Source organism: Paenibacillus sp. strain BS8-2, assembly GCF_054483835.1.
Map to the genome: position 1 here is coordinate 2352800 of NZ_CM137010.1, position 14844 is coordinate 2367643.

The 14844-nt window shown below is 52.1% G+C and carries 12 protein-coding genes; 6 read left to right on the forward strand and 6 right to left on the reverse strand.

Going from position 1 to position 14844, the window contains the following annotated elements; all coding sequences use genetic code 11:
* The first annotated feature begins 69 nt into the window (after nt 1–69).
* From ACX1C1_RS10355 to ACX1C1_RS10365, 3 genes are all read left to right on the forward strand, one after another.
* Nucleotides 70–2430 (forward strand): FdhF/YdeP family oxidoreductase, encoded by a 2361-nt coding sequence (locus tag ACX1C1_RS10355; protein WP_458956996.1) that lies wholly within the window; start codon nt 70–72, stop codon nt 2428–2430.
* A gap of 111 nt (nt 2431–2541) precedes the next feature.
* Nucleotides 2542–3309 carry a formate dehydrogenase accessory sulfurtransferase FdhD gene (fdhD, locus tag ACX1C1_RS10360; protein ID WP_458957654.1) on the forward strand — a complete coding sequence of 256 codons (768 nt, stop codon included), beginning with the start codon at nt 2542–2544 and terminating at the stop codon, nt 3307–3309.
* A 104-nt stretch (nt 3310–3413) separates the two neighbouring features.
* Complete coding sequence (locus tag ACX1C1_RS10365; protein ID WP_458956997.1) at nt 3414–5129, forward strand: ABC transporter ATP-binding protein; 1716 nt, start codon at nt 3414–3416, stop codon at nt 5127–5129.
* 169 nt (nt 5130–5298) lie between these two features.
* Here the strand turns inward: ACX1C1_RS10365 and ACX1C1_RS10370 are convergent, their stop codons facing one another.
* The 3 genes from ACX1C1_RS10370 to ACX1C1_RS10380 form a co-directional block, all read right to left on the reverse strand.
* Nucleotides 5299–6531 carry a cation:proton antiporter gene (locus ACX1C1_RS10370; protein ID WP_458956998.1) on the reverse strand — a complete coding sequence of 411 codons (1233 nt, stop codon included), beginning with the start codon at nt 6529–6531 and terminating at the stop codon, nt 5299–5301.
* A 2-nt stretch (nt 6532–6533) separates the two neighbouring features.
* The gene (locus tag ACX1C1_RS10375) at nt 6534–7025 is read right to left on the reverse strand and encodes a cation:proton antiporter regulatory subunit (protein ID WP_458956999.1); all 492 of its coding nucleotides are present in this window, start codon (nt 7023–7025) and stop codon (nt 6534–6536) included.
* 765 nt (nt 7026–7790) lie between these two features.
* A complete protein-coding gene (locus ACX1C1_RS10380; protein WP_458957000.1) occupies nt 7791–8651 on the reverse strand; it encodes a helix-turn-helix transcriptional regulator in 861 nt (286 codons plus the stop codon).
* Nucleotides 8652–8798: 147 nt separating this feature from the next.
* On the opposite strand from ACX1C1_RS10380, the gene ACX1C1_RS10385 reads away from it, so the two are divergent.
* Together ACX1C1_RS10385 and ACX1C1_RS10390 are read left to right on the forward strand one after the other, a co-directional pair.
* Entirely contained in the window at nt 8799–9575 is a 777-nt protein-coding gene (locus ACX1C1_RS10385) for a sugar phosphate isomerase/epimerase family protein (RefSeq protein ID WP_458957001.1), read from the forward strand.
* Nucleotides 9576–9594: 19 nt separating this feature from the next.
* Nucleotides 9595–10662 (forward strand): Gfo/Idh/MocA family protein, encoded by a 1068-nt coding sequence (locus tag ACX1C1_RS10390; RefSeq protein ID WP_458957002.1) that lies wholly within the window; start codon nt 9595–9597, stop codon nt 10660–10662.
* A 95-nt stretch (nt 10663–10757) separates the two neighbouring features.
* Here the strand turns inward: ACX1C1_RS10390 and ACX1C1_RS10395 are convergent, their stop codons facing one another.
* A complete protein-coding gene (locus ACX1C1_RS10395; RefSeq protein WP_458957003.1) occupies nt 10758–11585 on the reverse strand; it encodes a purine-nucleoside phosphorylase in 828 nt (275 codons plus the stop codon).
* Between the two features lie 198 nt (nt 11586–11783).
* On the opposite strand from ACX1C1_RS10395, the gene deoC reads away from it, so the two are divergent.
* Nucleotides 11784–12473 (forward strand): deoxyribose-phosphate aldolase, encoded by a 690-nt coding sequence (gene deoC, locus ACX1C1_RS10400; protein WP_458957004.1) that lies wholly within the window; start codon nt 11784–11786, stop codon nt 12471–12473.
* Nucleotides 12474–12602: 129 nt separating this feature from the next.
* Here deoC and ACX1C1_RS10405 read toward each other — a convergent pair whose 3' ends face one another.
* A complete protein-coding gene (locus tag ACX1C1_RS10405; RefSeq protein WP_458957005.1) occupies nt 12603–13475 on the reverse strand; it encodes an aldose epimerase family protein in 873 nt (290 codons plus the stop codon).
* A 191-nt stretch (nt 13476–13666) separates the two neighbouring features.
* Complete coding sequence (locus ACX1C1_RS10410) at nt 13667–14833, reverse strand: peptidylprolyl isomerase (RefSeq protein ID WP_458957006.1); 1167 nt, start codon at nt 14831–14833, stop codon at nt 13667–13669.
* Nucleotides 14834–14844 lie beyond the last annotated feature (11 nt).

Consider the following 14844-nt stretch of genomic DNA (forward strand, 5'->3'; position numbering starts at 1 on the left):
TCCGTGGACAACATTCGATTAGGACGGTCCTTTTTGTATACCAATCTAGACGTTGTGGAGGATGCGAGGATGGGGAAAACGTTGCACACTGGAAGGACGAAGCTGTCTGTATGGCCGGATTCCAAGCTGTGGGTCAGCAAGCGGCCATTCGGGCTAGGTCTCACGAAGCCGCATCACATTCGGGATACGATCAAAGCGGCATGGAGAAATCGGGACAATCTTGTATACGCTTACAGAATTCTGACGCAAGGTGTCTGCGATGGCTGCGCTTTAGGGGTATCTGGACTGTATGACCAGACGCTTGCCGGACCGCATATCTGTACGACGCGGCTGAATGTGCTGCGATTGAACACGATGAAGGCGATACCGACTGAGCTCCTGCACGCGGACATTGAACAATTGCGCAAGCTCAGCAGCGCGGAGCTGAGAGAGCTAGGGCGTCTTCCTTATCCCATGATTCGGGCTCGTGGGGAGTCCAGGTTCCGAAGGCTGACGTGGGACGAGGCGCTTTCGCATATTGCAGCAAAGGCGAGGACTCTGGATCCCAAGTCGATCGCATTCTATCTCACCGGACGTGGAATAACCAATGAAACCTATTATGCGGCGGCGAAAGCGGCAAGGTGGATCGGCACCAACAATATCGACAACGCATCCCGTATTTGCCACTCCCCTTCCAAGACGGCGCTAAAGCGAACCATCGGCGTAGGCGCTTCTACCTGCAGCTATAAGGATTGGATCGGCACCGACGTGCTCGTGTTCTGGGGCAGTGTTGCTGCCGGGAATCAGCCTGTATCGACCAAATATATGTATGCGGCGAAGCGGCAAGGTACGCGGATTATCGTCATCAATCCTTACCGGGAGCCCGCGATGGACGGTTATTGGATTCCTTCGATTCCAGAGTCGGCGCTATTCGGAACGAAGCTTGCAGATGATTTCTATCAGGTGAATATCGGCGGAGATATCGCATTTATGCATGGCGTCATGAAGGTATGGTTTGAGATGGAGGAGCGCAAACCGGGATCGGCAATTGATCTTGCGTTCATAGAACGGCATGTACATGGATACGAAGAATTGAAAGCACATGTGATGGAACAGTCGTGGGAGATGCTGGAATCCTCCTCCGGCTTAACGAGAACACGAATGGAGGAATTCGCTGCGATGCTGGCGGCGGCAAGATCCGGTGTGTTCGTATGGAGTATGGGGTTGACGCAGCATCGATTCGGGACGGACAACATTACGCAGGTTGCTAATCTCGCGCTGCTGCGCGGTTTTCTGGGCCGGGAGCATTGCGGGCTTATGCCGATTCGCGGGCATAGCGGGGTACAGGGCTCTGGCGAGATGGGAGCAGATCCGTTCAGCTTGCCGGGAGGCGAATTTGCAGCCGGTGATGCCAAGCGACTCGCCGCGTTGTGGGGCTTTGAGCTTCCGGATTGGCAAGGCGATATCGTCGGCGTGTCGCTGGAGAACGCGTTGCTGCCGGAGGACAATGAACGGAAGCTCAAGCTGTTCTACACATCGGGCGGCAATTTCCTCGAGACGATGCCGGAGCCGGATGCCGTCTTATGTAGTCTGGAGGCGGTGGAGCTGCGCGTTCATCAGGATATCGTGCTCAACAGCTCAGCCTTGCTTGATGCGGCGGAAGCGGTAATTCTGCTGCCTGCGATGACGAGATACGAGCAACTGGGCGGCGGCACTTCTACTTCGACGGAACGAATGGTGTATTATTCGCCGGAGATCGAAGGTCCCCGAATCGGTGAAGCGCGTGCCGAGTGGGACATCTTCGGCGAGTTAGCTGCGCGGATCCGTCCGGAGGGAGCAGCGGTATCATCCGTAAGGTTTCCGGATGCCGCTGCGATCAGGGCGGAAATTGCGAGAGCAGTGCCTTATTATCGCGGTATCGAGCAGCTCGCGAAACGCGGCGACGTCTTCCAATGGGGCGGCGCATGGTTGTGCGAGGACGGAGAATGCCCGACTCCGAACGGCAAAGCAAGGCTGTTTGCTGTGCGGCTTCCGGAGCTGCGCAAGGCGGAAGGACGCTTTTGTGCCACGACTCGCAGGGGCAAGCAGTTCAACTCCATGATCTATGGAGAGAAGGATAGCTTTAATGGAGCGGCTCGTTATGATGTGCTTATCCATCCTGAGGATGCCGATGGATTGTCCGTCAGGGACGGTGAAGCGATTGTTGTCTACAACAGAGGCGGTGTGTTTCATGGCAGAGCCAAGCTCGCGCCGGTGGCGCCGGGCAATATCGAGTTGTTCTGGCCGGAGGGCAATATATTGTTCGCCTCCGGTCAGTACGAACCATTGGCCGGAATACCGGATTACAACGCTTCTGTCGCTGTGGAGAGGGCTGATACCTTCCACTCGCTCAAAGATACAAAGTATGTTGAGAGAAGGGTCGAGGAGCTCGATATCGATATACCGGAATAGGCATCAGTGGAGGGATGGAGTATGGTCGGTGTGACGGGGCATGATGGAGGTACACTAAGCGGTGACGGACGCGATGAAGAAGGACGGGGCAATCGAACGACTTGGTCCGCGATGCGGGTCGGAGAAGATGGCGTATACAGCGAAGTGGAAGACGAGATTGCTTCCGAATTTGCGCTGACCGTCATGTTGAACCAAGAGGAATTTGGCACGCTGGTCTGTTCGCCGACCCATCTGAAGGAGCTGGTATACGGCTTTCTCGCATCGGAAGGAGCAATCAGAGTGTCAACACAGGTCGAGAAGCTGTCGCTCGATTTGGAGCGGGGATTCGCGTATGTCACGTTGGAAGGTGAACCGGCGATTGGGCGCGATCGCTCCTCCAGACGGTTTATCGGTTCTTGCTGCGGGAAGGGCAGACAATTTTATTATAACGGCGATATGTTAACGGCGCGAACGATTATGAGCCGCATGACGATCAGTGCAGAACAGTGCTGGTCGCTGATGGCGAAGCTGCAAGAGGATTCAGTGGACTTTGTCAGCACGGGCGGTGTCCACAACGCGGCATTATGCTCCGCCGATGAACTGCTCGAGATTCGAACGGATATTGGCAGGCATAACGCGCTCGATAAGCTGTACGGGCATTGTTTGCTGCATAAGGTACGCATGTCGGATAAGCTAATCGCATTTAGCGGCAGGTTGTCGTCGGAGGTGGTGCTTAAGGCAGCCAAGATGGGCTGCGGGCTCCTGCTCAGCAAGTCGGCGCCAACTGATCTTGCGCTGAAGCTGGCTGAGGAGCTGGGCATTACTTGCATCGGTTTTATCCGCGGCAGACGAATGAGCGTATATACGCACCGGGAACGTTTGATTATAAAGAGTAGATAATCTTGACAGTCTGCACCTGCGGGGTTCAAAATGCTAGAAGAGGAACCCCGCTACAGGCGCCAGCCATGGACGGAGGATTCAATACAGAAGAACAGGAGATTACCATGCTGCGTCGTTTTTTCTCGTACTATAAGCCATACAAGAAGCTGTTTTTCCTGGATTTCTTTTGCGCGGTGCTGCTTGCTGTATTGGAGCTAGGCTTCCCGCTTGCGGTAGGTTATGTCGTCGAAACGCTGCTGCCGGATAAGAACTGGGGCATGATCGTCACCGCGAGCGCGGTGCTGTTATTGATTTACATTATAAATACCTTGCTCAGCTATATCGTCACCTATTGGGGCCATATGCTGGGTATCAACATCGAGACGGATATGCGACGCGCATTATTCGATCATGTGCAGAAGCTGTCGTTCCGTTTCTTCGACAATACGAAGACGGGTCATCTCATCTCGCGCCTCACCAACGATCTGTTCGAGATCGGCGAGGTGGCGCATCATGGACCGGAGGATATGTTTATCGCGGCGATGACGCTGGTTGGGGCGTTCGGCATCATGCTGTACATTCACCCGATGCTCGCGATTATGACCTTTGTGATCGTGCCGATCATCATCTGGCTGGTGTTGTACTTCAACGGTCGGATGACGAAAGCCGCTAATCGCCTCTTTAGCGACATGGCGGATTTTAATGCTCGCGTTGAAGACACAGTCGGAGGTATTCGCGTGGTTCAAGCGTTCGCGAACGAGAAGCACGAAGGGAAGCTGTTCAAGGGCAATAACCTGCGTTTCCGTGAGGCGAAGCTCATTTCTTACAAAATCATTGGCATGAACGCATCCATTTCGTATATGCTCATGCGAATTGTTTCACTGTTCGTGCTCATTGCGGGTTCCTATTACGTGCTTACGGACGGGATGACCCACGGTGCCTTCCTTACCTTTGTGCTGCTGACTAACATCTTCTTTAAGCCAATCGAAAAAATTAATGCCGTTATCGAGAGTTATCCGAAGGGAATCGCGGGCTTCAAGCGTTATGTGGAGCTGATGGATACGGAGCCGGATGTTGCGGATCGTCCGAATGCACGAGAGGTTGACCGCCTGCACGGCGATATCAGCTACAAGGATGTTACTTTCGGCTACGAGGGCGAAGCGAAGGTGCTTGATGGCATTAACTTGTCGATCAGGGCGGGGGAGACGATCGCATTTGTGGGTCCTTCAGGCGCTGGCAAAACAACACTCTGCAGCCTGCTGCCTCGTTTCTACGAAATTACAGAGGGCAGCATATCCGTCGATGGACACGACATTCGCGATCTGAAGCTGGAGTCGCTGCGCCGAAGCATCGGCCTCGTCCAGCAGGACGTGTTCTTGTTCGCGGGTACGATCCGTGAGAATATCGCGTACGGCAAGCTTGGAGCAAGTGATGCCGATATTATGGAGGCAGCGCGTCGCGCTAGGCTCGAAGCGTTCATTGAATCGCTTCCGGATGGACTTGCGACAGTCGTCGGCGAACGAGGCGTCAAGCTGTCCGGAGGTCAGAAACAGCGGCTCGCTATCGCGCGGATGTTCCTCAAGAACCCGCCGATCCTCATTCTCGACGAAGCGACGTCGGCGCTTGATACCGAAACGGAGCAAGCGATCCAGCAGTCGCTGTCCGAATTGTCCGTTGGTCGTACTACGCTTGTCATCGCACACAGACTGGCTACGATCAAGAATGCGGATCGTATTATCGTCGTCACCGAAGACGGCATCAGCGAGCAAGGACGCCACGAGGATCTCGTGGCAGCGGGCGGCATCTACAGCCGTTTGCACCACGCGCAATTTGGCAAATAACGATTGCCGGATGGCCTTGCGAGATGCTCAGGCCTGTCCCGGAACGAGCATGTTGTAAGCGTGAAGGCTGCTATAGACCATCAATCACAAAGGGCGGTGCAGGGATTATCCCTGGCACCGCCCTTTGTTAATCAAGCTTCGATTCGTCACCCTGACAAGGCTAGAGGCATTAACCTCCTGCTGGCTGACGTTTCCGTTCCTTGTTTGGTTTGGCCTTTTCCCACCTGAAGATTTTATTAAGCCCGCTAAAGATGAGCTTGGATTCTTTGGTGAGCAAGGGTCCGAGAATGGCCAAAATAAGCACGTAAAGCGCAGCGAAAGGTTGAATTTTTTCATCCAGGTTGGCAGCAATCCCGACGTTCGCGACGATAATAGAGAATTCGCCGCGTGAGACGATGGTTAGTCCGATATTGGATGAAGCTTTCGGTGATAAGCCCGCGCTCTTGCCTGCGAGCATACCCGCTAGGAAGTTGCCGAATAAGGTAACGGCCACCGCGCCGATTGCAAGCCATACCGCGCCGCCAAGCTTGGCCGGTTCGATCGTAAGACCGAAGCTGAAGAAGAACAATGCGCCGAAGAAGTCGCGGAACGGCAAGATGAGATGCTCGATCCGTTTCATGTGATTGGTTTCTGCCAGCACTAGACCGAATAGCAGCGCGCCGATCGCTTCCGCTACGTGAATCGTTTCACCTATTCCTGCAACAAAGAATAACAGGCCGAAGATGAGGAGAATGAACAGCTCGTTCGATCGAATATCGAGCATTTTGTTCAATAGCGGAGCGGCTTTCCGTCCGATAATGAGGAATAACAGCATAAAGCCCAAAGCATAGGAAGCAGACAAAAGTACGCCGCCAAGCGATGATTGATCGCTGAGTACAAGTCCCGACAGTACGGAGAGATATACAGCGAGGAAGATGTCCTCGTACATAATAATGCCAAGAATCATCTCCGTCTCGGAGTTGGCCGTCCGCTTGAGGTCAACAAGCACCTTGGCAACGATGGCGCTGGAGGAGATGGTCGTAATACCCGCGAGCACCATGGTTTCGGAGAATGAGAACCCTGTCGCGAAACCGTATATCAAGCCGAGTGTGAAGTTGATGGAAATATAAATCGTTCCGCCGACGGCGATATTTTTGCCCGACTTGATGAGCCGGCCGACGGAAAATTCTAAACCGAGATAGAAAAGCAGAAATAGAACCCCGAGTCTACCCAAAAAATGGATAGTCTCCGCGCTGTGGACAAACGTAAAGTCCAATACGCCTATAACTGGAGCATGGGGCCCGACTGCCATCCCGATCAGAATGTAAAAAGGGATTACGGAGAAACGTATCTTCGCAGCCAACAATCCGACTAGGGCAATCAATATGACGGCTAAGCCGATCTCAAGCACCATGTGATCCATCGTTATCGACTCCCGGTCTGCAGCATCGCCTTAAGCAGCTTAAGCTGCCCGCGCTCGCCGGCTACGATTAACGTGGTGTCCGCCTTGAATCGATAATCCGGACCCGGATTAATGTGTTTCGCATCCTTTTCTACAGCCGCAATAATCGTTGTGCCTGTAGTTTGTCGGATGTCTGCCTCTCCAATCGTCAGACCGATACAGGAAGCGCCAGACTCTACCTTGAACCATTCGATCGTCAGATCATCAAGCGCGACCTCGATGGTCTCAAGCGCCTTTGGTTTGTAGGTCATGCCGCCGATAATAGCGGCGATTTGGCGTGCTTCTTCATCCTCCAGTGTCACCATGGAGATGCTGTCGTCCGGGTCCTCATAGTCAAAGTGGTAGAGCTCGCGGCGCCCATCATCATGTATGATGACTACAAATTTGTCGCCGCTGCGCGTCATAATTTGATACTTCTTGCCGATGCCCGGCAAATCCGATTCTCTGATATTCATGTTGTTTTCCTCCTTGGTATCTAGTTAGACCGTGTAACGGGTAGGATGGATATAAGGAGTCCACATACATGCTCGAGAATTTAAGCGGCAACAAAAGTCGTGATTTGAGGCGCTGTCGGAAAGGTGTTCTGAAGATAGCGCCATGCGCTGCGAGTCTATATATAATTAGCAGGCTGACAGCTGCAGCCAGGACGCTCGGGCTGTTGGGCACAACAGCATTTGTATCATTCGGATGTTTGCCGGGATTGGTTGAGTGGGAGGCATGAGAGACGTGCTTATGGGATGACTTGTTCATGCCGGCTGTGAGCTCGTAGTTGTTGCCGGCTTGATAAGCTAATGATGCAGTAATGAGCAGCGCAAACAATAGAAGCAGCGATAGCGGATGTAATTGTCGTTGCTGGCCATCCTTGGTCGTTATCGAACGGAACATCTCTAGGCCTCCTCTCTGATGCAATCCGGGGCACCCGGTTATGTTAAATTCTAAGAATTTATAAGTTTTTGCATCTTATCTGAGCTTAGAATTCTCGGAATGAAACGCGCTGCGCCGCCAAAGACGGCGATAGCCGTTTCACCTTGAATTCTAAGAATTTATAAGTTTTTGCATCTTATCTGAGCTTAGAATTCTCGGAATGAAACGCGCTGCGCCGCCAAAGACGGCGATAGCCGTTTCACCTTGTAGCGTGAAGAACACACATAGATCCATTATAGCCTACCGTGGGGCGAACATAAACTGGGAGACACTAGGAGAATGTTTCCGATTTGTGATCATGTCGTCATTGGCAGGTGTGAGGTAAGCGGGTCGTTCTGTGCCCGGAATTCACTTGGGCTGACAAGGTAGCGCGACCGGAATGCGCGGCTAAAGTAAGGATAACTTCTGAAGCCGCAGGCCTCGGCGATATCCTCCAGGTTCATATCGCTATGCAGGAGTCTCTCGGACGCCAGCGATAGCCGGATATCTACAACATATCGCATTGGCGGTTGACCAAAGGTTTGTTTGAACAGATGGGAGGCTGTCGAAACGCTGATACCGAAACGCAGGGCCACTTGATCAAGCTTGAGAGGCTCGGTAGCATGTTTCTCCAGATATCGTTTCATCTGATAAGGGATGTATTGCTCCGGTCTGGACGAATATGCCGCCTTTTGCGCGTGCTGATCAATGGAGAGAAGCAGCACCTTGACCAAGGCGTCGATCATCTCTGAGTTATCCTCATGCAGATTGCGTCGCTCATAAACCAACTTACGCCAGAGCGATTGTAATTCATCCGTCTGATTGAGACGAATGATGCCCGGTATCTTGCTTCGTTCTATCCAGCTCTGGATCCAATCCCCTCCGCAGGAGAGAAAGTAATCTACGCTTTCTATGGCGGCGGTCATAGCACTGCCGTCCTCTTCGGCGATTTCTGAATCAATGAGCAGCCTGTATTCCTGTCCCGGCCTGCGGATCATCAAGTCGCCTGATTCAATAGGATGCCACACGCCATTTAGGGAGATGCGGCATCGTCCGGCTACCTGCAAACGAATCAGCACTCGGTTGTCGGCATGATCTTGTTTCATATAGCTCTGGAACGGTACAACATGGCGCGAATAACCGGCAGAATAAAGAATGGTCCAGCCATTGGGATTCATGGAGGCAACCTTCCTTTCACGCAAAGAAGAATGTGACTACAATTGTATCAGTTGCAAAATAAGTCAACAAGCGGAGAATTGGATATTCACTTCCTAATTTTATCTCATTATACTTGGTGTAATTGAATTCGGAAGGAGTCTGAGAGAGTGAAAGAGAAAATAGCCGTGCAATTATATACGTTACGCGAAGAATGCGCAAAGGACTTTCCAACAGTATTACGTGAAATAAGTCAAATCGGATATGCGGGCGTGCAATTCGCCGGATTTCATGGTCACGATCCGAAAGCGCTTAAATCGATTCTAGACGAAACAGGGATGAAGGCAGCAGGACTGCATGTGTCTTTGAGCGAAGTTGTTGAACATACGAATGAGCTAGCTGACGCAGCAGAGGCGCTTGGCACGATTGACGTCATATGCCCGGCCATCGCACATGAGCTTCGTAACGAAGAAGGTTATAAAGGAGTTAGAGCCGCTCTGAACGCGGCTGCTGGGAAATTGGCTGAACGCGGCATCCGAGTCAGCTATCATAATCATGCATTCGAGTTTGAGACCGAGGTAAGTGGTATGGATGCGTTGGCATACCTGCTGGAGCCGGTTTCCGATAACGATATTCTGGCCGAGCTCGATGTGTACTGGCTCAAGAAAGCAGGTCACGATCCTGTTACATACTTTGAGCCTTATAGTGGCAGAATGCCAATCGTTCACCTGAAGGACATGACGGACGACGAAGAAGGAACGTATGCGCCGGTTGGCGAAGGTTTGCTCGCTTTTGCTCCCATTATCGAATGGGGCGAGAACAACGGCGTTGAGTGGTATGTTGTGGAGCAGGATGTGTGCAAGACGGATCCGATAGAATGCATAACGACAAGCTATAACAATTTATTAGCATTGATAGAGCAGCGTGCAACCCCAACACAATCATAATTATAAGGGAGACATATCCATGAGCACAAAAATAAGAGTAGGCGCGGTCGGAGTCGGAGGGATCTTTAAAGCGGCACATATGGAAGCTTGGATCGAGCATCCGGAAGCGGAAATCGTAGCCGTGTGTGACGTTCGAGGGGATCGCGCGCAAGAAGTAGCGGATCAACTGGGCGTAGAGCGCGTGTATACGGATTACCGTGATATGCTTCGCGACGGCGAGATTGATGTCATCGACATTTGTACACCTAATCTGTATCACTCCGAGATCGCGATTGCCGGTCTCGAGGCTGGCTTTAACGTTTTCTGCGAGAAGCCGGATGCGGTTAACCCGGACGAAGCTCAGAAGATGGCCGACGCGGCTGCTGCTTCGGGCAAGCTCCTGATGGTGATGCGTAATAACCGTTTTAATCCAAATTCACAATTCCTGAAACGTTTGGCTGACGAAGGCAGCATGGGAGAAATTTATACAGGTCGTTGCGGTTGGATTCGCAGACGCGGCATTCCGGGCAAAGGCGGTTGGTTTACAACCAAAGAGCTTTCTGGCGGCGGACCATTGATTGATCTTGGCGTTCACTTTATTGACTTGGCTACATGGATTATGGGTAATCCGAAGCCGATCTCGGTCACAGGCGCTCAATATACGAAATTCGCTAACGATTCCATCGCGGATTCGGTTCATAGCTCGTTCGGAGATCGCCAGGATGACGGTACATTTGACGTTGAGGACTTGGCGACAGGTTTCATCCGTTTCGATAACGGCGCGACATTGCAGATTGAATTCAGCTGGGCTTCGAATATCGGAGAAGAGATGAATTTTGTTGAACTGCGGGGCACGAAAGCAGGGGCAACCTTGCGTAACGGCAAGCTGACCGTACACTCCGAATCAGCGGGACAATTAACCGATATGGTGCCAGTCATCAAAGGCGCCGAACATGTAAAGATTCATACAGAAAACATTAAACACTACGTGGATTGTCTGCAAGGCCGCGCGGAACCAACGATTTCACCTGAGCAAGGTGTAGACATGATCAAAATTTTGAGCGCGATCTACGAATCAGCGGCAACAGGCAAGGAAGTCCGTCTGTAGTCATTCGGGATAAATTTGAGCGAGAACAACAAAAAACCTCTTACTCGGTGAAATCCGGCACAACCGGAAATCGCCTGGTAAGAGGTTTTGTTCGACTAAACCGAAAATGCGCGGACGGACGCCTTTACGAGCGAGATGAATTTCGGACGCGTCTCATTAGCGACCTTAACGACCTGCTCATGGGTCAACGGCTCAAGCTCGTCGCCAATCGCCATGTCCGTGATGCATGTGATGCCAACGGCTCTCATTCCGCAATAGTTCGCGGACGTTACTTCAGGCACGGTGGACATGCCCACAGCATCTGCGCCCCAGCGGGCCATCATGGTCAATTCGGCTGGCGTGCAGTATGTAGGGCCGGAGATGCCGACATATACACCGCGCTGCAGCTTAATGCCAAGCGTTTCGGCCTGAGAGGCGACGATGGCGCGTAGCTCCCTGTTGTAGGCTTGGGACATATCCGGGAAACGCGGACCGAGCTCTGCCACATTCTCGCCGATCAATGGATTGCTCCCTGTATGATTAATGTGGTCGGTGATGAGCATGAGATCGCCTGCCGCGAACTCGCGGTTCATGCCGCCTGCAGCATTGGTAACGAGCAGCGTTTCAATACCGAGTTCCTTCATGACATAGACAGGGAAGACGACCTCCTTCATCGAATACCCTTCGTAATAATGGAAGCGTCCCTTCATGACGAGGACCTTCTTGCCCTCTAGATCGCCAATGACGAGATCCCCGGAATGTCCTTCAACTGTGGAGACAGGGAAGTGCGGGATATCACTGTAGGGGATAACGATGGCATTCTCTACTTCGTCAGCCATAACGCCGAGACCGGAGCCAAGGATCAGACCAATCTGCGGTTTGGTTTCAAGTTTGCTTTCGATATAGGAGGCGGCTTCTTTTATTTTGGACAACATATTTTCCATTCACTAGCATCTCCCTTGTTTAGCATGTAGGACTTTTCTTCCGGCCTATCGCCGAATCCCTCCAATAATAGCCTATTGGACAGGTCAAAGTAAACCTGAGCGGTAGTATGATGCGAATGGACAAGTTGTTGTTTGTCCTAAAGCTTCGTATAATGGGTACGTATAGCTTACAAATTCCGTAATCGGAGGCGTGCACACATGACGAATAACGATCAACTGTCATCCGCCCAAGTGGCTGCGATGATCGATCATACCATATTGAAAGCCGATGCCACCAAGAGCGAGATCGAAACCATCTGCGCAGAAGCGCGTGAATACAAATTTGCGACGGTATGCGTGAACGCAGGATGGGTGCCGCTGGCTGCAAAGCTGCTCGAAGGCAGCGGAGTGGGCGTGACGACTGTCGTTGGTTTCCCTCTAGGCGCGACTAGTACGGCCTCGAAGGCGTTCGAAGCTGGGCAGGCGATTGCCGATGGCGCGACTGAAGTGGATATGGTGCTTAATATCGGCTTGCTGAAGTCGAAGGACACGGAAAATGTCTTACGTGATATAGAAGGTGTTGTAGCAGCGTGCAAAGGCAAAGCACCGCTTAAAGTGATTCTGGAGACAGGTTTGCTGACGAATGAGGAGAAGATACTCGCTTGCGAGCTATGTGTAAAAGCGGGCGCTGACTTCGTCAAGACGTCGACGGGCTTTGGTAAAGGTGGGGCTACGGAAGAGGATATCGCGCTTATGCGCAAGACAGTGGGACCCGATTTGGGAGTAAAAGCATCTGGCGGCGTTCGTGATCTGGAGACCGCGCTTACGATGATTGCTGCCGGCGCTACGCGTATTGGCGCTAGCTCTAGCATTGCTATTGTATCCGGCGGCAAAGGCGAGGGTTACTGATTCGACTGCACATGCAACCTCACGGCCTGTTGTAACAATCGGCAGGAAGATAGAACAACAGACAAGCCTCCGTCCCCTACAAGGGGAGCGGAGGCTTGTCTTGGTTTGACCCAATAGCAGAGAGGATATTTAGCGTTCTACGCTAATTATCATGTTGGCGCCCAGGGTCTCGCCGGCTTGCAGCAGTACGAGCTCTTCGCCGCGGTTTAATTCGAGCGGCTGGGCCATCCACGGCTCCACACAGACGAAGGGGCGATCCTTAAGCGTCCAGATCACAACATATTTGAAGATTGGATCGTATGTCAGACGCACGCGGCTGCCGCGGCCGTTAGGGAACGAGATGTCGCTGCGCTTGGCATCGAGCAGACAGAACGATTCCTTCATAGGCTCCAGATCAACGGCTCCGGTATACGGCTTGATTACATTGTCATTGTAATCGATGTAGCGGGTTGCATCAGTATCGTAGGCGATGTCCTTGCTTCCCTCGATAGCGAAATAAGGGTGGAAGCCGGCATAGAAGGGCATAGGACCGTCCTGGCCGAGATGACGATATTGCTGGCGAGTATGCAGTTCGCCATCAACTAGCGCGTAGGTAAAGATTAGCTCGAAGTCGAAAGGGAATGCTTCAAGCGTGCTTTCGTTCGCGCGTATACGGAGTGTGAGCGATGCTTCTCCGTCTTCCGAGGTGCCGATCACTTCCCAAGCCATATTGCGGGCGACCCCGTGCTGCCCTATATGATAGGTACGGTCTTCCCATTGATAGGTCGAGTTCTCGAGCGACCCGCAGATCGGGAATAGGATTGGATTGCCGCCCCGGATATTAGCGGCGGGATTATCAAGCGTGGATTTGTCGAGATAGAAGAGCTCCTCGCCATGCAGCTGACAACCAATGACGATTCCACCGCGCTCCGGACATACCAGAATACGAGAATTCGAAGCGGCTTCTTGAAGTTCATAAATCTCGAACGTATCCTGATAAGTGGATACCGTATGTTGCGACATCGTGATAACCTCCAGCAAATTAATTTGTTCTTACATTGTGCATGAAAGCAGCGCAGGAGTAAAGGACGAGAGTTTGGTCCAGCATTCATCAAAAAGGCGATGCCTCCCGAGAAAACTCTTGCTTCGGGGACATCGCCTTATAGTGCGTGAACAACCTCTTATAGAGGTTGTTCACGCACTTTTATGAAATTCTATTCAGCTGCAGGTGCGTCGGATGCTGCAGGAGCATCGGAAGCGGCTGGCGCTTCTTCTTCGAGCGTATTCGTGATTTTTGCTTTTCCACGAAGCTCAGTAATCCATGCGTCGGATTGCGTACGAGCCTCTTGCCCGATAAGCAGCGTACGGATTGCGGCCTTTTTCTCTTCGAAGTTCGGCTCTACAGCAGCTTTGTAATCCGTTTTCTTAATGATGTGGTAGCCGAATTCGCTCTTCACGACTTCGGAGATTCCGCCGACTCCAAGCGCGAATGCTGCTTCTTCGAACTCAGCAACCATTTGGCCGCGGCTGAAGAAGTCAAGGTCGCCGCCATTTGCTGCAGAACCGTCCTTCGATTTGGCTGTGGCTGTTTCAGCAAAGTCCGCGCCGGCCTTAAGATCGGCTAGAATGGCATCCGCTTCTTCCTTAGTATCGACTAGGATGTGGGAGGCACGCACTTGCTCAGCAGAACCTCCGAGCATCGCTTTATTTTCGTCGAAGTAGGCTTGAACTTCCTCGTCCGTTACGTCGGTCTTGGCTTCCAAAGCCTTACGAATCATAGCAGACAACTTCATATCTTGGCGAAGAGCCTCTTCTGTGTAACCGTTCTGAGTCAAAGCGGCTTGGAAGGCTTCTTCTGTACCGAATTGAAGTTTCAATGCTTCCATCTCGTCCGTAACGTCCTGATCGGAGAACGCGATGTTGCTTGCGGACATTTCTTGCTCCACCAGATTCTCTACGATGAGGTTATCGAGCGCGGCTTTGCCGTTTGCGTTTACGAGCAGATCATAAAGCTGATCCTTTGTAATGTCCGTTCCGTTCACTGTCGCTACAGCATCATTATTGCCGCCGAACGGCGGCTTGATGAGTACGACGATCAGTGCCACTACGAGCACCGCGGACAATACGATCCATCCAAGTGCCCCGCCTTTTTTGGAGGATTGTGTCGCAGGTGTCGAAGCTTGGATGGCCGCAGGAGCGACAGCAGCAGCTGCCGCTGTTTGTTTGCGTGCGTCATCGCCTTCCTCTTCGTACAACTCCTCGTCCGAACGATCCTCGGCAAGCGCTTCCGCTTCTTCTTGTTCGTACGTATAACGTTCTTCTTTTTCCGCGCCGATATCTGTTTTCTTCTCGTTTGGACGCGTTTCGTCGTGACTGCTCATTCTTAATAACT

Coding starts and splice junctions, on each gene's coding strand:
- ACX1C1_RS10355 (WP_458956996.1), top strand. CDS start 70: ATGGGGAAAACGTTGCACACTGGAAGGACGAAGCTGTCTGTATGGCCG.
- fdhD (WP_458957654.1), top strand. CDS start 2,542: ATGCGGGTCGGAGAAGATGGCGTATACAGCGAAGTGGAAGACGAGATT.
- ACX1C1_RS10365 (WP_458956997.1), top strand. CDS start 3,414: ATGCTGCGTCGTTTTTTCTCGTACTATAAGCCATACAAGAAGCTGTTT.
- ACX1C1_RS10370 (WP_458956998.1), bottom strand. CDS start 6,531: ATGGATCACATGGTGCTTGAGATCGGCTTAGCCGTCATATTGATTGCC.
- ACX1C1_RS10375 (WP_458956999.1), bottom strand. CDS start 7,025: ATGAATATCAGAGAATCGGATTTGCCGGGCATCGGCAAGAAGTATCAA.
- ACX1C1_RS10380 (WP_458957000.1), bottom strand. CDS start 8,651: ATGAATCCCAATGGCTGGACCATTCTTTATTCTGCCGGTTATTCGCGC.
- ACX1C1_RS10390 (WP_458957002.1), top strand. CDS start 9,595: ATGAGCACAAAAATAAGAGTAGGCGCGGTCGGAGTCGGAGGGATCTTT.
- ACX1C1_RS10395 (WP_458957003.1), bottom strand. CDS start 11,585: ATGGAAAATATGTTGTCCAAAATAAAAGAAGCCGCCTCCTATATCGAA.
- deoC (WP_458957004.1), top strand. CDS start 11,784: ATGACGAATAACGATCAACTGTCATCCGCCCAAGTGGCTGCGATGATC.
- ACX1C1_RS10405 (WP_458957005.1), bottom strand. CDS start 13,475: ATGTCGCAACATACGGTATCCACTTATCAGGATACGTTCGAGATTTAT.
- ACX1C1_RS10410 (WP_458957006.1), bottom strand. CDS start 14,833: ATGAGCAGTCACGACGAAACGCGTCCAAACGAGAAGAAAACAGATATC.